The sequence below is a fragment of the Rhizobium sp. WSM1274 genome (assembly GCF_025200775.1).
GTDB lineage: Bacteria > Pseudomonadota > Alphaproteobacteria > Rhizobiales > Rhizobiaceae > Rhizobium > Rhizobium leguminosarum_I.
The window spans coordinates 3,247,707-3,268,039 of the sequence record NZ_CP104138.1 but is presented as its reverse complement, the minus strand read 5'-3'; the positions used below and the strand labels follow the sequence as shown (position 1 = coordinate 3,268,039).

Here is a 20,333-nt window from a genome sequence, read left to right as displayed (position 1 = left end):
TGTCATGGCCAATCCCATTCTCCATTTCCACGGCGCCGCGGGGTCGGTCACCGGGTCGTGCTTCTTTTTAGAGGCTGGTGGCACGCGCATTCTGATCGACTGCGGAATGTTCCAGGGCTCGAAATCGGAGAAGGAGCTCAACTACAAGCCATTCCCCTTCGAACCATCGACGATCGACGCCGTGCTGCTCACGCACGCGCACATCGACCACTCGGGGCTGCTTCCGAAGCTCGCGAAGGCGGGATACGGTGGACCGATCTTTGCAACGGCAGCAACGATCGACCTTTGCACGATCATGCTGCAGGATTCGGGTCATATCCAGGAGTCGGAGGTCCGACAGCTCAACCGAAGGAATCGCAGAAGGGCGCGAGAGCCGGTGGAGCCCATCTATACCGCCGACGACGCCCGCAGCATGCTGCCGCAGTTCATCGCCGTCGAGTATGGTGAGTGGCGGGAGACCGTTGGCGGCGCAAGGTTCCGTTACTGGAATGCTGGACACCTGATGGGTTCCGCATCGATCGAACTCGAGGCCCCCGGCGCCGACGGACCGACAAGAATTTTGTTCTCCGGCGACGTCGGCGCGAGCAACAAACTATTCGAAAATCTCCCGCGGGCACCTTCCGGGGTCGATTACCTCATCTGCGAAAGCACATACGGAGACCGGGAACGGGAAGAATACGCCCTGAAGGTTCGACGGGACCGGCTGCGCGACGTGGTGGCGACCTCGAACAGCCCTGGCGGGGTTCTTCTCATTCCCTCCTTCGCCGTCGAGAGGACGCAGGAGGTGCTGACCGATCTCGTCGCCCTCATGGACGAAGGAGAGGTGCCGCGGTGCCCTATCATGATAGACTCGCCGCTTGCATCGCAAGCGACCGAGGCATTCAGGAGGCATGCGGCCGACCTCGGTCACGGCAAGGCGTTCCTTCGCGCGCTCAATGCGCCGAATGTCCGCTTCACCGAGACGGCCGAGCAGTCGAAGGCGCTCGATCTCGTCCGAGGCTTTCACATCATCATCGCGGCAAGTGGAATGTGCGAGGCGGGGCGGATCCGCCACCGCCTGAAGAACTGGCTCTGGCGGCAGGAGTGCACCGTCCTGTTTGTCGGGTTTCAGGCGGCGGGGACGCTCGGCCGCATCCTGCAGGAGGGCGCGACCGACGTCCGCATCCAGGGCGAGGAGATTCACGTCGGCGCCAGGATGGCCACGCTCGACGCCTATAGCGGACATGCGGATGCAAGCGAACTGGACGCGTGGGTTGCGGGTCGGGAACCGATCCGGAAGGCGATCTTCCTCGTCCATGGAGAGGAGAGCGCTCGTGAAGCGATGTCCGCCCGGCTCCCAAAGCAAGTTTCTGCAAAGGTCGTCTGCCCGTCGCTGGACGACGCCTACGAGCTTGCACCGTCGGGTGCACGCCTCGTCGATGACCGGACGCCCGCACGTATCAAGCCGGTCGTGCCCGGCAGGCCCGACTGGAACAATGATTATCAGCGGTTCGTGCTCGACCTGTCGGATCGCCTGACATCCGTCGCCGACGAAAAGGGTCGCGCGGTCGTGCTGCGCAGGCTTCGACGCGCACTGGACCCGGACGATGCTCCGGCGGTCGAAGGGAGGAGGGACGGCAATGCTGATCATGGATCGTGACTGCAAGCGCGGCGGGGAACGCTTCGCGATACCGAGCCAGGGGGAAGTGCAAGGCAAGCTTATCGTCCTGGAGGTCGTCGCTATAACCTGCCTGCAGGAGGTTCTCGCTTCGAAGAATGCCTTTGCGGTCGCTGCGCTAAAGAAGAAGATCCTGCGGGCGATGAAGGAGCAGTGCGCGCCGTTCGGTCTGTCGTCGGAAGACGAGAAGGCCGCCCTAGAGTACGCATGCGAATTCTTCGCAGAGGCAAGCAAGGAGGCAGCCAGGCAGGCTGCAACGAAGGTGGCTGCGAGGTCTGCTGGGACGGCACGCCCCAGGACTCCGGGCCATGGATAGGGTTGCCGTCACTTTCAACGCCGGTTCCTCCAGCCTCAAGGTCGGCGTCTTCAGGTTGAAGGACGGCTGGGCACTCCGGCTGGGAAGCGGCGTTGCCACGCTCGGAGACCAGCCAAGGTTCACCTTTCGATTTTCTGACGGGGACGAGGCTGTCGATCTTCCGTCCGGGACAGCAATCGACGCGGGGCTGGTTTTGCAGCTCGTCGATTGCATCGTCCGCAGAGGATTCGACCCCGTGGTGGCCGGCCATCGCGTCGTCCACGGCGGACAGGTCTTCGATGGCCCCGTTCTGCTGGAGCCCGAAGTGGTCCTCAGAATGGAAGATCTGACGCATCTCTCACCGGTGCATCTTCCTCCGGCGCTTGCGATCGTCCGCGCAATCCGAAGCGCATATCCGGACATACCCCAAACAGTGTCATTCGATACCGCATTCCATTCGTCGCAGAGCAGTCTTGCCGCACGGCTCGCCCATTCCGAGAGAGCTGCACGACGCCGGGATCCGCAGATACGGCTTCCACGGTCTTTCCTATAAGTACGTCGCCGGCGAACTCAGGAAACACGATCCAGATCTTGCCGCTGGCCGTGTCGTCTACGCGCACCTTGGAAGCGGTGCGAGCCTTTGCGGCATGGTCGACGGCGTGAGTATAGACACCAGCATGGGGTTCTCCCCGCTGGACGGAATTCCGATGTCGACCCGGCCGGGCTCGCTCGATCCGGGCGCTGTCGTCCACCTTTTGCGCAACAATTTCCACGACGCAGACAGTCTCGAGGATTTCCTCTATCACCATTGCGGCCTGCTCGGCGTCTCCGGGAAAAGCGGCGACGTCCGGGTCCTGCTGCAGGACTTCCATCCGGCGTCAAGGGAAGCCCTCGACCTCTTCTGCTTCAGGATCGCCGGCGAAATCGGAAGGCTTGCCGTCTCTCTTGGCGGGGTGGACGCCATCGTCTTTACCGCCGGCATAGGCGAGCATCAGCCGGAGATACGGGGTGGCGTCGCCCGCCATCTCTCTTGGCTGGGTCTCTCGTTGAGCGAGCCCGCGAACAAGATGAACGCGACCGTGATCAGCGCAAGGGAAAGCGAAATCGTCGCCCTCGTCATTCCGACCGACGAGGAACAGGTGATCGCCGACGAAGCGATCGAAGTCATCAGCCGCCACAGGCTTTAAGGGGTCGAACATGTGTGCACGCTAAGTCGCGCGTTCAACGACATCTTCACGGAGTAGGCCGGTCATCTTCGCTTACTTCCACTCATTCATCGGTTGGCGTACCGTCGCACCGATCACGGCAGGTCCATGTGCGTGGAGCAATGCACGACGACCATGCCGTTCAACATCACCGTGATGAGGCTCGTCGAAGCGTCCATCAAAGAGGATGGCGAGGACATGCCGGAGGTACTGAACTCGCACGGGAAAGGGCGTCTTAGGAGGAAACTGGTTTCCTCGACCTCCGGTGTGACACGATGCTCAGGTTTGATCTTCGTCAAGGCGGCGGATCGATTTTTCGCGTGTAATTGTCCTGCCAATCTAAAGGAGACGATACGATGCTTGCTAGAGACATCATGACGACCCCCGTTACGACGCTCGACGAGGGACACAACGTCAGGGAAGCCGTCGAGATCGTCAACGCCAGCAAAATTGGCGCGGTGCCCGTCGTCGATGGCGAAGGTCGGCTCACGGGCATCGTCACGGAGGGAGACCTGCTGCGCCGGGTGGCGTCGTCTTGGGCGAGACGGGCGGTCCCACATACGCGCGACCGCGAAGATGGACTGGCGGACTACGTGAAGGCCCGAAGCTGGCGCGTCAGGGACGTGATGTCGACGCCCGTCGTCAGCGCCACCCCGACCGCCACCGCCAGCCAACTCGCCGAGCTGCTGCAGGCCCACAACATCAAACACCTGCGGGTCGTCGAGAACGGTAGGCTCGCCGGAATGATCAGCCGTCGCGACTTGATGCGAGCGCTTCTCGATGTTCCTCGGCAGTGCACAGCTTCCGGCGACGAGGCGGTAGGGACCGCCGTTCGTAGCCGCCTGGAAGCCGAGCTCGAAATAACCGCCCCTACGGTCAAAGCGACCATCTCCAACGGGATCGTCACCCTGAGGGGAGAGGTCGACACTGAGCTGGAACGCTCAGCGGCCAAGGTGGCGGCGGAAAGCGTCCGCGGCGTCGGCGGCGTGGTGAACAAGATCACCCTGGCCTTCGCATGGTAAGTCCCTCATACGATGAAATCGTCCCCGGTGTTTCCGTCATGTTTGTCAGGGTCATTGCAGACGCCATCATGTCGAGGCTTCTCCTCGTCATTCTTGTCCTCATGGTCGGGACGGTCTTGGGCGTCCTGCTGGTGAAACCATCCGACGACTCTCGAAGCGGGCGCGTCGAGCGCTCTCTCTCTGACCCGTGAGTGCGCGATGAACATTTGGCCCTCCAGGATTGGAATGCCGGGCCGCGTCTTGCAAAAGACCGGAAGCGCGACAGATTCGATGCCCTCCGACCTGTTCGGCTTTATCTGGCTGATGGGAAGGCGTCATCAGGCGTTGATCGCCGGGCTGTCCCTGGTTCTGTTTGTTATCGGCGCGGCGCCTCTCGAACTCCAGCGCCGGATCGTCAATGAGGCGACCCAGCAAGCATCCTACGGGACGCTTCTTTTTCTCGTATCCCTCTATCTCGCGGTGGCAGTGTTGGAGGGCGTGATAAAATTCACCCTCAATCTCTACAGAAGCTGGGTGGGCGAGAAGGGCACGCTCTGGCTGCGGGCGCGCGTTCTGCATCGGGCCGAGACGCCGCCATCAGAATCCATGCTCGAGGGCGTCGAGCTGTCGATCGTGCTTGCGGAAGCCGAGCCGGTCGGCGGTTTCGTCGGAACCAGCATCTCCGAGCCGCTGCTGCAGGTCGGCATCCTTGTCACCGTCTGCAGCTACCTGATCTATCTCCAACCGCTGATGATGCTGGCCGTCGCAGCAACCTTCGCCCCGCAGATTGCGTTCGTCCCGATGTTGCAGGCCGCGATCAACCGCCGGGTCGAGGCGAAGGTCGCCATCATGCGCGACGTCAGCGAAGGCATGGTGCATGCGATCGAAGGTGGCCAGGGAGAGGATCCTCAAACTTCGCGCATCGGAGCGATCTTCTCCGCCAACATGGAGATCTACCGCTACAAGTACGCCATGAACTTTCTCATGAATCTCATGGCGCAACTGGGCTATGTCGGCATTTTCGTCCTCGGGGGATATTATGTTGTCACCGGCAAGACCGAGATAGGCACCGTTGTCGCCTTCGTCTCGGGACTGGCAAAGATCGTCGACCCTTGGGGGGCGATCGTGGACTGGTATCGTGACCTCAGGGTGACCCAGGTGAAGTTCAGGCTCATCAGGGACGCCGCGAAGTTCGATGGCGCTGGCATTGGCAAGACGTGAGTGCCTTCCGCGCCCGGCGATCACGCCTATTTTGAAAGGCGCCTTGTACGAGCGCGAGGCCGACGACGCGACGCTCGCTGCAGTGAATGGTGCTGCGTTGACAACGTCGCAAAGTAAAAGATCTTCACGGTCTCGAGAGCTGATACGTAGATCAAGGTCACAGCCAAAAGCACTGCGAGAATTTCGAGGGGGATCCGAACGAAACCAAAAAGCCCACCGATCGGGGTGTAGGGGATGGTCACTCCTGCCGCAGCGACGGCGATCGCCGTGCCGAATAGCAGCGGACTGGGCCGGTTCCTCCAGATCGGACCCGGCGTCCTGATGACGAGCATGGTCGCCAACTGTGTCATTAGCGATTCAACGAACCATGCGGAGCGGAACTCGTCCTGTCCGGCGGAAAACACTGCCAGCAGGACGACGAACGTCGCCAGATCAAAGAGAGAACTTAGCGGCCCGAACCAGAGCATGAACCTCTTGATGCGGGAGATGTCCCAACGCTGCGGACGCCGAAGGTCTGCCGGATCGACCTTGTCCGTGGCGATTGCCATCGCCGGCAGGTCCGACAGCAGATTGTTCAGCAGTATCTGCTTGGCAAGGAGCGGCAGGAATGGCAGCACGAGCGACGCCGCTGCCATACTGATCATGTTGCCGAAGTTGGCGCTGGTCGCGATCGATATGTACTTCATCGTGTTAGTGAAGGTCCTGCGTCCGTCGTCCACGCCTTTGGAAAGGACGGCGAGGTCCTGCCGCATCAGGACGACGTCGGCAGCCTCGCGGGCGACGTCGGCCGCGCCCTCAACCGAAATCCCGACGTCCGCCTCGTGAAGGGCCGGCGCGTCATTTATCCCATCTCCAAGATATCCGACCACGTGTCCGGCCTTGCGGAGGGCCGCCACGATCCGTTCCTTCTGATTTGGGTCGATCTCGACGAACAGGTCGGTTTTCCCCGCACGGCTGAACAGTGCGTCGTTGCTCATGCGGCCGACCTCTTTCCCCGTGAGCATGCAGGAACCGTCGATTCCGATCGACGACGCGAGATGCTGGACGACATATCGGTTGTCTCCCGATATCACCTTGATCCGCACCCCTCGTTCCATGAGGCTTGCTACCACGGCTGAAATATCGGTCTTCGGGGGATCTGAGAAGAGCAGAAAACCTTGCAGGCAAAGCCCGCATTCGTCTTCCCTCGAGATTTCGGGAGCGGCTTTGGATATGGGCCGGGTGGCGACCGCGAGCGCGCGCATGCCTGCTTCTCCCCATTGCCGGCAGGCATCGTCTAATCGTTTGCGGACATTGTCGTCCAAGGCCACTTCGCGGCGCGCGGTCATGACTGCGGCGCAGACGTCGATCACGTTGGTGGCCGCTCCTTTGCAGATCAACAGCGGCGGCCGGTCCTTGCCGGCAACGATCACGGATAGGCGCTTGCGCGAGAAATCGTAGGGGATCTCGGCAAGCTTGCGGGCGTCGGGAGAAATCTCCCCCGCGGCGATCGTGGCCGTCACGGCGTCGTCGAGCGGATTCTTCATTCCCGATTGAAACGCCGAATTGAGAAGTGCCAGCCGCCGCACTTCCGGCGAGCCGACGCCCTGCGGGTCGACACAACTGTCAAGGCGGATGACGCCCTCGGTAAGCGTCCCCGTCTTGTCCGTGCAAAGCACGTCCATGCTGCCAAGGTTCTCCATTGCATCGAGGCGGCGAACGATCACGCCAGACTTCGACATCATCCGGGCGCCGCGCGCGAGCGTCACGCTGATGATCGCAGGCAGCAGCTCAGGCGTCAGGCCGACGGCAAGCGCGAGCGAGAAAAGCAGAGAGTCCACGATAGGTCTATGAAGCAGGAGATTCGCCACCAGCACGACGACGACGATGCAGAGCATGATCCGCGTCATCAGAAATCCGAAATGCCGAACACCTCGAGCGAATTCCGTTTCCGGAATCTGACGCGCGACGGCGCTGGCGATCCGTGCGAATTCCGTGCGGGGGCCGGTCGCGATAGCAAGGGCCGTCGCCGTGCCGCTCCGAACCGAGGTTCCTGCGAACGCGCAGTTGGAACGGTCCGCGAGACCGGCGTCCTCGGTTGAAAAGCCGGGCGCCTTCGCAACGGGAAAAGTCTCTCCGGTAAGCGTCGCTTCGCTGACGTTTAAATCCTGCGCGACAACGATGACTGCATCGACAGGCACGAGGCTCCCCGCCGAGAGCAGGATCAGGTCGCCCGGCACGATGCCGGTTGCAGTCACGACCTTGTCGGCGCCGTCGCGGCGGACCCTTGAAGTGAGAGAAATTCGCTGTCGCAGCGCCTCGACCGCTCTTTGCGCGCCATGTTCCTGCAGAAAACCCAGGAAGCAGCTAGCGAGAATGATGATGCCGATGATGAAGGCGTCGTGGACTTCGCCGACGCTACCCGCGACAAGCGCTGCGAACACAAGCACGAGCACGAGCGGACTTTTGAACTGGCGCGCGAAGTTCGCCAACATGCCTCCGCCGCTTTCCTCGGAAAGAGAGTTCGGCCCGAACCGTCGTAGCCGTTCTTCCGCTTCGCCGGACGTCAGCCCGTCCTGCAGGGAGCTGGCGAGGGCAGCGCCCAGCTCCGTGGGCGATCTCACCCAGTATGCAGAAGTCGCGACCTCTAAAGCGGACGAAGGGGGAGGAGAGGGAGGAACGGGGATATCCATGGCGAACTCCGTATGTGATTTCGCCGATTATCGTCTCCGCCAGGGGGACGTCATTGATGGTTGTCAAAGCTTCGCATCGTAGGTGCCTGGCTTGATCGATACCCACGTCCACGCCGTTCGAAGCCGGTGAGGTCCCGCCGCTCGATAGCAGCCGAAACCAGCCACGGCGGGCACAGTTCGTCAATGCGACATGAGGATGGGCAGAAGAGGCTCGTGCAAGACGCCATCGGTTGCTCCGCCCAGGACAGAATCGCGTAACCTCGAGCGTCCAAATCCTCCCATGACCAGGATATCGGCGTCCAGTTCCAGTGCTGCTTCCTGAATGCTCAAACCGATGGATGACGAGGTAAACCGAGCGGCAAATATTGTGCCGTCATGTCCTGCTCCATCTCTCGCGGACCGCCGCGATTGCAATCATCTATCTCCTATTCGTTTCGACTCGGCATTGATGTAACGCAATTGCCGGCGCTCCGGCTTCCTGGCCACGGCCGGCGCCGTGTGCCAGAATTCCGTCTCTCCTTCGCCGAGCGCCACGATAACCGGAAGTTCACATAGGCGCCTTTCCAACTGGAAGCCCGCGTAAGTTGATCGTGGTCAAATCCTTGATGGCCGAGCTCCGGTATTGAAGCCAGGAGGACGTGTCTGTGAACAATGGGAGCGCGAAGTGAATTCAACGACCGCCGAAACCACCGGGATGCGGCGGAGACTAGCACGTACGCTAACCCTGTCGCACGCCGTCCTGTACAGTTTAGGCGTTACCATAGGCGCGGGTATTTACGTGCTCGTCAGCGTCGCCGCCGGCGGGAGACGCGCATGAGCAGACTGCATTCGGAACATCACCTGGTCTCCCGCATCGGTTGGCTAAGGGCTGCCGTCCTCGGCGCAAATGATGGGATCGTCTCGACGGCGAGCTTGATCATGGGCGTCGCCACCGCGTCCGCCGGACCCTCGCAGATCCTGGTAGCAGGCGTCGCTGGTCTGGTCGCGGGCGCGATGTCCATGGCGGCCGGTGAATACGTGTCGGTAAGCTCTCAAGCGGACACCGAGGAAGCCGATCTTGCACGAGAACGAATCGAGCTGGATACGCAACCAGAAGTTGAGTGCGAGGAGCTGACGGAGATCTACGTCAAACGCGGCCTTACCGACGAGCTGGCCAGGCAAGTCGCGATCCAACTGACTGCAAATGATGCTCTCGACGCGCATTCACGCGACGAACTCGGTATCGTCGAACACATGGCGGCCCGGCCGGTTGAGGCGGCCTTGACGTCGGCCGTCACGTTTGCGGTGGGGGCCGCGTTGCCCCTGCTCATGGTCGTACTTTCGCCCGCCTCGGTGCTAATCTATACCGTTGCAACCGCGTCTTTGGCCTTCCTCGCGCTGCTGGGGGCTATCGGTGCGAAAGCGGGCGGCGCCAACGTCTGGAGAGCCACCACGCGCGTCACTTTCTGGGGCGCTTTCGCTATGACATTGACGGCGGGGATCGGTGCGCTGGTTGATACCGCAGTCTGACCAGTAACTTTCCGCCCCTTCCTGCACGCCCAGCTTGAGGACGGGGTGAGTTTGTAGGATGTTGCGGTTCTGGTCGCAACGAAAGGGGCGACGCAAGATCGACCCCTCAGAGCTCGGTGGCCGGAACTCCCAATCGTCAGATCTCGGCGACCGTCTCGGTGAGCATCGAGCGAACCCGGCCTGCCAGACTGGTCAGCATTTCGTTGTCGATAGCCTGCATGGATGCGACCGGATCGATGGCGCTCACCATGACATTGCCGCCACCGACCCCGCGCAGGATGACATTGCACGGCAGCATGGCCCCCACCTTCGGTTCCAGTTTCATCGCCTCGAACGCCATGCGCGGATTGCAGGCTCCGAGGATGAGGTAGTCGTCGATGTCGGCGTCGATCTTCTTTTTCATGGTTGCCTTGACGTCGATCTCCGTCAGAACACCGAACCCGTGCTTGATGAGAGCGGATTTGGTCCTGCCGACCGCATCGTCGAAACTGGTCGCCCAGAGAGTTCTATCGAGCGTATAGGTCATGAGAAGTCTCCTTTAGGCTCCCATGCAACGGCCGGCAAATGCACGGCGTCCAATCACATGTCTTGCATGAATGCCTGCATTTCTTCAGGTGTGACTTTGCCGTCCTTGTTTGCGTCGACCGCGTTGAAGATGCGTTTGTGGATTGCGGTCACCTCTTCGAAAGATATTGCGCCGTCCCCATCACTGTCGGCGATGACGAACATGATCTTCATCATATGACCGCGCATAGGCCCCATCATGCGCACTCCTTCATTCATGTCCGATGACATCATGTTGCGGCCCATCATGCCTGGCATCATTTCCGATCCGTCGGCATCGGGCTTGTCCTCCGACTGGGCCGGGTCTGGACTTTTCGTCTGGGCAGAGGCGATACCCACGGCACCGAGCAAGGCCAACATAGCGATCGTTGGCAGTTTGAACATGGACATCCTGAATCTCCTTTAAGTGTTGTCCTCCACGAGTTGGAGCTGCCTTTGAGAATAGGATGCCCACTGGCTTCACACATTGCGCTGGATCAACCACTTGTATGGTTCGAGTCATCGAGGTCGGACCGATCGCCTTCGTGCGGCGCCATGACTGCGACGTCAGCCACCTGCGTCGCCGAGGAATGATCGCGGCTGAAGCGACCTGGCTTGATCAACGTCCATGCCAGTCGAACGCTGTATCCTGACGCCATCAGCCAGCGCCTGATCGTGGTCCCGCCCTCGTAATGATGCCCCGCTCGCAATTCGAAACGTTCAGGAGATCGAGGATGACGTCCCAGAAACAGATTGAAGGAACCTGGTCGGAACCTGTTTTCGTCCAGGTGGGATGAACGTCCCTGAGGCTGTCGGCGGAGGGAGCGCTCGACTTTCCCGCAAATCGATGGCGTAGAAAACACGCATTCGCGAGAGAGATCTGCGCCGCGGCCGTAAGCGGGAATGTCTCGCAGGAGCCAGCGCGCACGGCTTTCATTCAGGCCGCTGACGAAGCCAGGATGTCCACCTGCGCGGCCCCTGGTCGTTCGTAGACGCCGGGACGAGATCAGCTCGGCAAATGAGCAACAAGTCCTTAACCAGGTGTCTTCCATGGCTTCAGGTCCTACTTGGCCGCGACGCCGATCCAGGTCAATCGGCTCGCTTCCTGCCGGTTACCATCGCTCGGACAAGGTTTTCCCTGTGCTCGATGCTTGCCAGGAGGACGCCAGCGATGTGAAGGACGACTAGGCCAAGCGTCAAATTGACCAGCAGTTCATGCGCCACTTCCACCCATTCCACTCCCCAGTAGGCGTCCGTCGTCATCATGTACCCGGTTGTGGCAATGCCCGAGATCGCGAGGAGCAGCGCTAACACCATCGCGCCTCCGGCCGGATTGTGGCCGATGTAGCGCTTCGCGCGCATGGCCAGGCTGTCACGCAAGAAGCCGAGGGTGGTGATCGGATCGTAGATGAAGTTGGAAAAGCGCGCGTGATGGCTGCCGACGAAGCCCCAGATGATCCGCACGAGCAGGAGACCTACGATGGCGTAGCCCGACAGAATATGCGCCTGTTTCCACTCGTCGCCCGTCAGAAAGGAAAACGCGAACAGGCCCACCAGACCCCAGTGGAACATCCGCACGACCGGGTCCCAGACCCTGATCTTTGGCGGCGAGCCAGCGCCCGCCGCATCCATATCCATCCTGCGCATGGTCATTCGCTTTCGTTGCCGACCACTGCGCCGGTTTCGGGGTTGAACAGGGTTTCGACCTTCTTGCCCTTCATATCGACGGCGTAGACCTCGTAGCAACTGCCCTCCACCTTGACCCGGCGCACATCGAGGCCCGCGGCCTTGGCCTTTTCCTTGATGCCGTCCTCGCTCAACCACCTGTCCTTGGAAGCCTGCGTGCAATTCTGACCTTCTTCGGCGCGGGCAACGCCGATCGACGCGGTGGCGAGCAGGAGGGTTGCGAACATGATTTTCTTCATTGGTCTTTCTCCATCATCCCAGGAGCGATTTTGCTCATCTGGTCGGCCTCGAACCTATGAGGCGCGACCTGACGGCGACCTGATCGCGATTGTCAGGTTATTGTCATCTTCGATAGGATATTCTTCGACAATGTACCCGCCCCGCACGCTCGCGTTCGTCTGCCTAGTTCTTCTGTGGCCGTTGCTTCCGATATGGAGCGCACATGCCGACGATTTCCCTGGTCGTTCCCGCGAAGCGGATGACCTGCCGTCGCACGAGGACCTTCCTAAACGGGTGCACGAAGGGAAAATCCTGCCTCTGGCCGTACTGAAGGCGAAAGTCCTCGCCAAGTTGCCCGGCGAATTGATCGATATCAGTGTCGATCGGCATGACGATCGCATAATCTACGAGTTCCGGATTCTGAGGGGCGGCGGTCAGGTCACGGAGGTGGAACTGGACGCCGCGTCAGGCAGGATCGTCGAAATCGAGAACGAATGATGCGCCTATTGCTTGCCGAAGACGACCCGCTCATCGCCCGTGACGTGGCCGCCCAGCTCACCAAGGCCGGTTTCAACGTCGTCCACGAGACCGACGGAGAAGCCACCCTGTTCGCCGGCGAGCATGAAGACTTCGCCGCCGTCGTCCTTGATCTGGGTCTGCCGAAGATCGACGGCCTAACGATCCTCAAAAACTGGCGGGCGAACGGTCGTGACATGCCGGTCATCATCTTGACGGCGCGCGGCAACTGGGAGGAGCGCGTCGAGGGGATCAACGCTGGCGCCGACGACTACCTTGGCAAGCCATTCCGCATCGCGGAGCTTCTCGCCAGATTGCACGCAGTCCTGCGCAGATATTCTGGCCATGCCAGTGCGGTCCTGTCTTCAGGTCCCGTTTCCATCGACCCGCGCCGACGCGCGGTGATGGTCGACGGGATGCCTGTGGATGTCACGCCCATGGAGTACAAATGCCTGTCCGTGCTGATGCAGAACCGCGGTCGCGCGATCTCCCAGCTCGAGCTTACCGAGCAGCTTTACACCCAGGATTTTGAACGGGAGAGCAATTCGGTGGAGGTCCTGATCGGACGGCTGAGAAAGAAGCTTGGAAGGAACGCCATCGTCACGCGCCGAGGCTTCGGGTACCAGATAGCATCGGGCGAGGGGACATGAGGTCGCTTCACGGCCGTTTCATCATCACGTCGCTGATAGCTGTGTCGATCTGCCTTGCCGCTGCATCCGTCGCTCTCGTCCAGATCTTTGCGGACAGCTACAGCAAGCGCGTGCAGAACGAGTTGACCGGACACATAAACCGTCTGGCGGCCGTGATCCGCTTCTTGCCCGGAGGCAGGCTGCAGGTGCCCGAGAACCCTCCTGACAATCGTTTCCTGATACCTTATGGGGGGCTCTACTGGCAGATCGACGATCCTGTGGGGAAGACGGAGGTCCGATCTTCCTCGCTCTTCGACTACGTCCTGGCTCTGCCGCAGGATTCACATCCTGTCGGCATCATGCATCAATATCGTCTCTCCGGGCCGGAGGGGAAGGATGTCCTTGTTCAGGAACGCGTGCTGTCGTTGGTCGCACCGGAGGGCACGAGACCCATTCGCATTGCTGTGGCGGTGAATGCCGACGAGGTCGACAGCGCGCGCCTTGGATTTGCTCTCGACATCCTGCCCTATGTCGCCGTTCTTGCCGCGCTCCTCGTGTTGATGTCGATCGGGCAGCTTTGGATCGGATTGAGACCCCTCGACCGCATTGGCCGTGATCTTGAAGCGGTGCGCGACCGGAGGGCCAGCCGACTGGCGGGGGCCTATCCGCGCGAGGTCCAACCGCTCGTCAATCAACTGAACAAACTTCTGGAAAGCCAGGCCGCGGCGATGGAGAAGGCCAGGGGCAGGGCCAGTGATCTGGCTCACGGGCTGAAGACGCCTCTGACCGTTCTCACAAACAACGCGTACTCGCTTCGAGAGAAGGGCGAGGTGGAGATCGCCGATGAACTCGACCATCTTGCCGAGACTATGCTCTCGCACGTCGAGCACGAGCTCGCCCGTGCCCGTATCACCCCGAGCCCTGATCAACGGAGTGGCGATGCCGACGTCGAGAAGATCATCAACGAGACCGTTCGAATGCTCAGACACACTGATGCAGGCGAACGCCTTGCCTGGAAAATAGACGTTGCCAACGGCTTAAGAGTGCCGGTCGACCCGCACGACTTTCGCGAACTTGTGGGAAACCTGCTCGAGAACGCCTGCAAGTGGGCCAGGAGCAGGATAAATGTCAGCGCGGTTCGACAGAATGGCCATTCCCGCCTCGTAATCGAGGACGACGGCCTAGGCGTGTCGCCAGAGAGATTGCCCGATCTTCCGCATCGGGGTGTCCGTCTCGACCGTTTGAAACCCGGCTCTGGTCTGGGTCTTGCCATCGTGTCGGAGATCGCAGCGGTGTACGATCTTGCGCTCAGCCTGGAAAACCGCGTCGAAGGTGGCTTCCGTGCGGAAGTCGTCTTCCCCGACGTCATCGCCCCCGAAAACTCCATTCAAGAGTAGCGGCGACAACATAACATCTTCCGAGGGGATCGACGCCGTATGTCCGCGTTTGCCGACGCGCGAGTATCCTTCATTAAATTGTGCCGTAACTGCGGCCGCGTGGAAACCAACAGGGAGGGGACAATTACCGAATTCGGTAGCAAATGCATGCACGCAATTAGGTAGCAACTGCCACCAGACTTCGGTCTGCTGAACCCCTAGGATCGGTGTGATCCTAGGGGGTAATTGTGCATGGTCCTTGTTGCAGACGAATTGAAGCGGAAACAGGCCGAGATCCGCTTGAGGATCGAGGAGCTGCGGTTGGAGCTCGCCGCGCTGGAGCAGCAGCAGGCCGCTTTCGTCGTCGTCATCCGGACATACGAGCCGGAATATGATCCTGGCACGGAGCCAAGGGTGTTCCGCCGCCGTAGCAAGCGGGACGGATCGAATACCGACGGCGTTTCCGACCTCTTCAGGGACTTCGACCGCAGAGGCTTCGCTCTGCGCACTCTCCGTGAGGCCGGACGGCCGATAACGACGGTGGAGTGCGCCACGGCCTTCGCGCGCGAAACTGGGCTGGGGGATAACGACGCCGGGCCGGGCAAAATCGGAAACGCCCTTTCGCAGGTTCTCGACCAGCTCGCCAGTGTCCTTCCCGAGAGAAGGGTGACAGTTCATACCGGAGACATGGGTTACACTTTTGGCCTTTGCGAGGAGAGCGAAGGTGCCTTGGCAGGAGTGTAACCTTATGGACGAGCGTCTCAAATTCGTTGCGCGGGTTCTGGATGGCGAGAAGATAGCGGCGCTGTGCCGCGAGTTCGGCATCTCCCGCAAGACCGGCCACAAGATCATCAGCCGCTATAATGCCTGCGGACTGGAAGGACTGACAGATCGCTCGCGACGTCCTTACCGGCACGCCAATCAGCTTCCTTTCCAAATCGAGAAGCTGATTGTGCGTGCCAAGCAGGAGAAGCCGAGCTGGGGCGCACCGAAGATCAGAGAACGACTGGCGCGGCTTTACCCGGACGTGCAAACGCCGGCGATCTCGACCGTGCATGCGGTGCTCGACCGCAACGGCTTGGTCCAGCACCGCAAACGACGGCGCAACAGGGCGCAGGGAACACCACTCTCCCAACCTCGCCAACCCAACGACCTGTGGTGCGCCGATTACAAGGGCGAGTTCATGCTCGCCGACAAGCGCTACTGCTATCCATTGACGATCACTGATTTCGCCAGCCGCTATCTCCTGGCTTGCGAAGCGCTGCACACGACGAAGGAAGCCTACGCCTTCACCGTGTTCGAGAGCGTCTTCAAGGAGTTCGGCCTGCCCAGGGCGATCAGAACCGACAATGGCGTACCCTTCGCCAGCCCCAACGGATTGTTCAATCTGTCGCGGTTGGCGGTCTGGTGGCTCAGGCTCGGCATCGACATCGACATCGAGCACATCAAGCCAGGCAATCCGCAGCAGAACGGCCGCCATGAACGCATGCATCTCACACTCAAGCTGGAGACCACCAAGCCGGCCGGCGCCAATTTCCTGCAGCAGCAGGCCCGCTTCGACGACTTCATCGAGGAGTTCAACACCGAGCGGCCCCACCAGGCGCTTGACATGGCTTGCCCGGCAGAGCGCTACAACGCCTCACCACGATCCTATCGCGGCCTGCCGGAGCTCGACTATCCGTTCCACGACCAGACCGTTACCGTCACAACATGCGGCCGCATCTGCTACAAGCGAAAGAAGATCAATCTCAGCCTGGTCTTTGCCGGCCAGGCCATCGGCATCAAACAGGTCGAAGACCATATCTGGCTCGCAAGCTTCATGGATTACGACTTGGGATACTTCGATGACGAGACATGCAGGCTCGAACCGCTGCCGAACCCTTTCGGCGCGAAAGTGTTACCTATGTCTCAGGAATAAACCGTAACCCATGTGTCCAGAACGGACCACAAGTTTGGTGGCGCACCCGACAGGATTCGAACCTGTGACCTTTGGAATCGGAATCCAACACTCTATCCAGCTGAGCTACGGGTGCATGCTTGAGGCGGTTTGAATCGCCTGTCCGATGGGTGGTTCTTAGCCTAGCTTGCGGCTGGCTTCAATCGCGAAATTCTCGGAAATACCGGATGCTTGCGGTTTGACGGGCGTTTTTATCCGCCAGGCTGGGGATAGTTGCATAAAAACTCCGCCGCCTTGCGGGCGGCGGAGCGTTGTTGTCGTGGGTTGTCACCTTGCGGCAATCAGATCTGCATGGCGCCGGGGCCGGGGATGGCCTTTGTGGGCACCTTGCCGAGGATGATCATGCCGAGCACTTCGTCCTTGGTCACGTCCTCGGTGCGGGCGTGCCCGACGACCTGGCCGTTCTTCATCACCGAGACGCGGTCGGCGAGGTCGAAGACGTCGTGGATGTCGTGGCTGATGAGGAAGATGCCGATACCTTCCTTCTTCAACTGCTTGATCAGCTCGCCGACCTGCGCCGTCTCCTGGGGCCCAAGCGCTGCCGTCGGCTCGTCCATGATCAGGATGCGGGCGTTGAAGAGGATCGCACGGGCGATCGCCACCGATTGCCGCTGGCCGCCCGAAAGCGCCTTCACCGGCTCCTTGAAGCGCTTGAAGTTGGGGTTGAGGCGCCCCATCACTTCGCGGGCGGAGGCTTCCATCGCGACGTCGTCGAGCGTGCCCCAGCGGGTCTTTAGCTCGCGGCCGAGATAGAGGTTGGCGGCGGCGTCGACATTGTCGGCGACGGCGAGCGTCTGGTAGATTGTCTCGATGCCGTATTTCTTGGCATCGCGCGGATTGCGGATGTCGGCCGGCTCGCCATTGATCAGGATCTCGCCGCCATCACGCTTGTAGGCGCCGGAGAGGATCTTGATGAGCGTCGACTTGCCGGCGCCGTTGTGGCCGAGCAATGCCACGACTTCGCCGGGGTAGAGATCGACCGAGGCATTGTCCACGGCATGAATGCCGCCGAAGGAGATCGAGATGTTTTTCAGTTCCACGAGGGGAGTGCGTTGATCAGCCATGTCTGGGGCTCCTCTCACTTGGCACGGGCGCGGTAGACGGTGTCGAGCCAGACCGCCACGACAAGGACGGTGCCGACGACGACGCTCTGCAGCGGCGTGTCGACATGCGCCAGCACCATGCCGGATTGCAGCGACTGCATGACGAGCGCGCCGAGCATGGCGCCGGCGATCGTGCCGGTGCCGCCTGCCAGCGACGTTCCGCCAATGACGGCGGCGGCGATGGTGTAGAGCTCGTCGAGCGTACCCTGCGAGTTCGTAGCGGCATTGAGGCGGGCGGTGGAAATCGCCGCTGCAATGGCCGCGAGAATGCCCATCAGCGCGAAGATGCGCACGGTGACCCAGCGGGTCTTGATACCGGCGAGCTCGGCCGCTTCGGGGTTGCCGCCGATCGCGAAGACATAGCGGCCGAAGCGCAGCCGTGTGGCGATGAAGGTCATGATGATGCCAACGACGATGGCGATCAGCACCGGCACGGCGATGCCGTAGGGGATATCCAGGCCGGTTTCGGGCCAGGGGACATTGTTGGCTTCCGCATAGCGCTTGGCGATGTTGATCGGCCAGTAATAGCTGTTGGCGATCCAGACCGCGCCGAGGATCAACACGCAGCTCAGAATGGCGAGGAAATATTCCGCCCAGATCGGCCGGCGCGGAAAACCGAAGCGGCGGCGCTGATGGCGCGAGCCGATGATGCTGGCAATGACGAAGAGGCAGGCGGCGATACCGACGATCCAGCTCCAGGTGGCGCCGATCGAGCCTTCCGCGCCGCCGCCCATGATGCGGAAGGTCTGGTCCATCGGGGCAACCGTCTGGCCGCTGGTGACGAGCCAGGTCGCGCCGCGCCAGACGAGCAGGCCGCCGAGTGTCACGATGAAGGAGGGAACATTCAAGAAGGCGATGATCATGCCCTGGAAGGTGCCGATCAGGCCGCCGGCGATCAGGCCGACGAGCAGCGTGATCATCCAGGTGAAGGGGCTGTCGAAGCCGATATATTCCGGCAGGATCTTTGCCTGCGTCACGCCCATGATCATGCCGCAGAGGCCGAGCACGGAACCGACCGACAGGTCGATATTGCGGGTGACGATGATCAGCACCATGCCCGTCGTCATCACCGCGATGTCGGTCGTCTGGACCGAGAGGTTCCAGAGATTGCGCGGGGTCAGGAAGAGGCCGCCGGTGATGATGTGGAAACCGATCCAGATGATGATGAGCGCGCCGATCATGCCGAGCAGACGCGTGTCGATCTCGGTGGCGCGGAAGAAGCGGGTCACCGGACTGGCTTCCGCCGCTCGCGGTCCGCTTGATGTTGTGGATTTTACCATTTCGGCCATGGGTTTGCCGTTCCCCCATTTTTGTTTGGACGGACGCGCCGGAGTGCTAGAGGCTGCCATCGGCGTCATGCGTCTGTTCTTCAACTCACCATCGCGATGCTTCCGGAAACCGTGGCGTGGCGTCGCGACACCCTTCCGGCAGGGAGTGAAAACCCGCGATGGTGCGGCGAGGCGGAGAAAACTTCGTCGTTGGAATTCTCATCCGCATCCGGCGCCGCAACGGTGTTCCGCTGCGGCGCCGGCAATTCCAGTTTACAAGCCCTGACTTACTTGCAGGCAGCGACGCTGTCGGCCTTGACGCCCTGGCACGCTTCCGCCTTGGAGATCCAGCCGGCGTCGATGACGACGTTCAGGTTTTCCTTGGTGATCGCAAGCGGCTTCAGGAAGACAGACTGCATTTCGACGCCCTTGGGACCGCCCTTGAAAGCCTGGGCGCCGTCGATCTTGCTCATGTCCTTGCCGCCGGCGAGGTCGAGAGCGACTTCGGCGGCGCGCTTGCCGAGTTCGCGGCTGTCCTTCCAGACGGAAACCGTCTGCGTGCCGAGAGCTATGCGGTTGAGGGCTGCCTTGTCACCGTCCTGGCCGGAAACCGGAACGGAGCCGGCGAGGCCCTGTGCGTCGAGAGCAGCGATCGCGCCACCGGCGGTGCCGTCATTCGAGGCGACGACGGCGTCAACCTTGTTGTTGTTGGCGGTCAGGAACTGCTCCATGTTGCGCTGAGCGTTCTCCGGCAGCCAGCCGTCGGTATAGGCCTCGCCGACATTCTTGATCTTGCCGGCGTCGATGGCGGCCTTCAGGACTTCCTGCTGGCCCGAGAACAGGAAGTCGGCGTTCGGATCGGAAGACGAACCCTTGATGAAGACGTAATTGCCTTCCGGCTTGGCCTTGAAAACGCCCTCAGCCTGCAGGCGGCCGACTTCTTTGTTGTCGAAGGTGATATAGAAAGCAGCCGGGTTTTCGATCAGGCGGTCGTAGCCGACGACGGGGATGCCTTCAGCGGCGGCCTTTTCGATCGCTGGGCCGATGGCGTCGGAGTCCTGGGCGAGAATGATCAGCGCGTTGGCGCCCTGCGAGATCAGCGATTCGACGTCGGTAAGCTGCTTTGCGGCAGAAGACTGCGCGTCAGCGGAAATATACTTGGCGCCCTTGGCTTCGAGAGCCTTCTTGATGGCGGCTTCGTCCGTCTTCCAGCGTTCTTCCTGGAAATTCGACCAGGAAACACCGACGACGAGGTCGGCAGCCATGGCAGCGGTATGCACGGAAACGAGGATGGCAGCACCTGCCATCAATTTCAAAATAGACTTCATAATGTCCTCCCGAGTGGATTGCGACCGGCCCAGCCCATGCTTCCTCCGGCCACCGCGAATAGCTGTCGAGAAAGGTTCGGATTTTTTTCTCGACAGTCGAGAAATTTAGTGTCAGAGATTTTTTCAACTGTCAACACTGCACTGCCAG

General features: G+C 61.0%; 19 protein-coding genes, 1 tRNA gene and 2 pseudogenes. 12 read left to right on the top strand and 10 right to left on the bottom strand.

All coding sequences use genetic code 11. The features are described from left to right. The first annotated feature begins 4 nt into the window (after positions 1-4). From N2600_RS16435 to N2600_RS16415, 5 genes and pseudogenes are all read left to right on the top strand, one after another. Complete coding sequence (locus N2600_RS16435) at positions 5-1,639, top strand: MBL fold metallo-hydrolase (RefSeq protein ID WP_260296818.1); 1,635 nt, start codon at positions 5-7, stop codon at positions 1,637-1,639. After that, entirely contained in the window at positions 1,620-1,973 is a 354-nt protein-coding gene (locus N2600_RS16430; protein ID WP_222387059.1) for a hypothetical protein, read from the top strand. The genes N2600_RS16435 and N2600_RS16430 overlap by 20 nt, the downstream gene beginning before the upstream one ends. Then, a pseudogene (locus tag N2600_RS16425) lies at positions 1,966-3,139 on the top strand (acetate/propionate family kinase). Before N2600_RS16430 ends, N2600_RS16425 begins: the two are co-directional and overlap by 8 nt. A 374-nt stretch (positions 3,140-3,513) precedes the next feature. Further along, positions 3,514-4,179 (top strand): CBS domain-containing protein, encoded by a 666-nt coding sequence (locus N2600_RS16420; protein ID WP_260296815.1) that lies wholly within the window; start codon positions 3,514-3,516, stop codon positions 4,177-4,179. A gap of 270 nt (positions 4,180-4,449) precedes the next feature. Then, on the top strand, positions 4,450-5,379 hold the full coding sequence (locus tag N2600_RS16415; protein ID WP_246709685.1) for an ABC transporter ATP-binding protein: 930 nt from the start codon (positions 4,450-4,452) through the stop codon (positions 5,377-5,379). Between the two features lie 26 nt (positions 5,380-5,405). Here the strand turns inward: N2600_RS16415 and mgtA are convergent, their stop codons facing one another. Together mgtA and N2600_RS16405 are read right to left on the bottom strand one after the other, a co-directional pair. Beyond that, complete coding sequence (gene mgtA, locus N2600_RS16410) at positions 5,406-7,982, bottom strand: magnesium-translocating P-type ATPase (RefSeq protein ID WP_260296814.1); 2,577 nt, start codon at positions 7,980-7,982, stop codon at positions 5,406-5,408. Positions 7,983-8,231: 249 nt separating this feature from the next. Further along, positions 8,232-8,411, bottom strand: a pseudogene (locus N2600_RS16405) (universal stress protein); the annotation flags it as partial. Positions 8,412-8,864: 453 nt separating this feature from the next. Between N2600_RS16405 and N2600_RS16400 the strand changes: the two are divergent. Further along, a complete protein-coding gene (locus N2600_RS16400) occupies positions 8,865-9,560 on the top strand; it encodes a VIT1/CCC1 transporter family protein (protein WP_260109216.1) in 696 nt (231 codons plus the stop codon). A 136-nt stretch (positions 9,561-9,696) separates the two neighbouring features. On the opposite strand, the gene N2600_RS16395 is transcribed toward N2600_RS16400, so the two are convergent. Beyond that, complete coding sequence (locus N2600_RS16395; protein WP_026154295.1) at positions 9,697-10,086, bottom strand: DUF302 domain-containing protein; 390 nt, start codon at positions 10,084-10,086, stop codon at positions 9,697-9,699. A gap of 53 nt (positions 10,087-10,139) precedes the next feature. Next, positions 10,140-10,514 carry an EF-hand domain-containing protein gene (locus N2600_RS16390; RefSeq protein ID WP_222296494.1) on the bottom strand — a complete coding sequence of 125 codons (375 nt, stop codon included), beginning with the start codon at positions 10,512-10,514 and terminating at the stop codon, positions 10,140-10,142. Between the two features lie 392 nt (positions 10,515-10,906). Here N2600_RS16390 and N2600_RS16385 point away from each other — a divergent pair, with 392 nt between their 5' ends. Beyond that, positions 10,907-11,095: a DUF982 domain-containing protein gene (locus N2600_RS16385; protein ID WP_311202881.1), complete on the top strand. Its 189-nt coding sequence runs from the start codon at positions 10,907-10,909 to the stop codon at positions 11,093-11,095. A 97-nt stretch (positions 11,096-11,192) separates the two neighbouring features. On the opposite strand, the gene N2600_RS16380 is transcribed toward N2600_RS16385, so the two are convergent. Together N2600_RS16380 and N2600_RS16375 are read right to left on the bottom strand one after the other, a co-directional pair. Then, on the bottom strand, positions 11,193-11,756 hold the full coding sequence (locus N2600_RS16380) for a cytochrome b/b6 domain-containing protein (protein WP_222387053.1): 564 nt from the start codon (positions 11,754-11,756) through the stop codon (positions 11,193-11,195). Then, complete coding sequence (locus N2600_RS16375) at positions 11,753-12,028, bottom strand: PepSY domain-containing protein (protein ID WP_222296498.1); 276 nt, start codon at positions 12,026-12,028, stop codon at positions 11,753-11,755. The genes N2600_RS16380 and N2600_RS16375 overlap by 4 nt, the downstream gene beginning before the upstream one ends. 130 nt (positions 12,029-12,158) lie before the next feature. Between N2600_RS16375 and N2600_RS16370 the strand changes: the two genes are divergently transcribed. From N2600_RS16370 to N2600_RS16350, 5 genes are all read left to right on the top strand, one after another. Next, on the top strand, positions 12,159-12,506 hold the full coding sequence (locus N2600_RS16370) for a PepSY domain-containing protein (RefSeq protein WP_222296500.1): 348 nt from the start codon (positions 12,159-12,161) through the stop codon (positions 12,504-12,506). Next, the gene (locus N2600_RS16365) at positions 12,503-13,174 is read left to right on the top strand and encodes a response regulator transcription factor (protein ID WP_017965669.1); all 672 of its coding nucleotides are present in this window, start codon (positions 12,503-12,505) and stop codon (positions 13,172-13,174) included. Before N2600_RS16370 ends, N2600_RS16365 begins: the two co-directional genes overlap by 4 nt. Further along, entirely contained in the window at positions 13,171-14,550 is a 1,380-nt protein-coding gene (locus tag N2600_RS16360) for a sensor histidine kinase (RefSeq protein WP_260109215.1), read from the top strand. The genes N2600_RS16365 and N2600_RS16360 overlap by 4 nt, the downstream gene beginning before the upstream one ends. Before the next feature lie 231 nt (positions 14,551-14,781). Next, complete coding sequence (locus N2600_RS16355) at positions 14,782-15,273, top strand: hypothetical protein (RefSeq protein WP_260109214.1); 492 nt, start codon at positions 14,782-14,784, stop codon at positions 15,271-15,273. After that, complete coding sequence (locus tag N2600_RS16350) at positions 15,254-16,447, top strand: integrase core domain-containing protein (RefSeq protein WP_445944930.1); 1,194 nt, start codon at positions 15,254-15,256, stop codon at positions 16,445-16,447. The genes N2600_RS16355 and N2600_RS16350 overlap by 20 nt, the downstream gene beginning before the upstream one ends. A gap of 38 nt (positions 16,448-16,485) precedes the next feature. On the opposite strand, the gene N2600_RS16345 is transcribed toward N2600_RS16350, so the two are convergent. The 4 genes from N2600_RS16345 to xylF all read right to left on the bottom strand — a co-directional run bounded on the left by N2600_RS16345 (position 16,486) and on the right by xylF (position 20,185). Beyond that, positions 16,486-16,562: transfer RNA gene (locus N2600_RS16345), tRNA-Arg, on the bottom strand. Positions 16,563-16,767: 205 nt separating this feature from the next. Continuing rightward, a complete protein-coding gene (locus N2600_RS16340) occupies positions 16,768-17,550 on the bottom strand; it encodes an ATP-binding cassette domain-containing protein (protein WP_131711977.1) in 783 nt (260 codons plus the stop codon). 14 nt (positions 17,551-17,564) lie between these two features. After that, complete coding sequence (locus N2600_RS16335; RefSeq protein ID WP_260109212.1) at positions 17,565-18,878, bottom strand: sugar ABC transporter permease; 1,314 nt, start codon at positions 18,876-18,878, stop codon at positions 17,565-17,567. Between the two features lie 266 nt (positions 18,879-19,144). After that, positions 19,145-20,185 (bottom strand): D-xylose ABC transporter substrate-binding protein, encoded by a 1,041-nt coding sequence (xylF, locus tag N2600_RS16330; RefSeq protein ID WP_170257241.1) that lies wholly within the window; start codon positions 20,183-20,185, stop codon positions 19,145-19,147. Positions 20,186-20,333 lie beyond the last annotated feature (148 nt).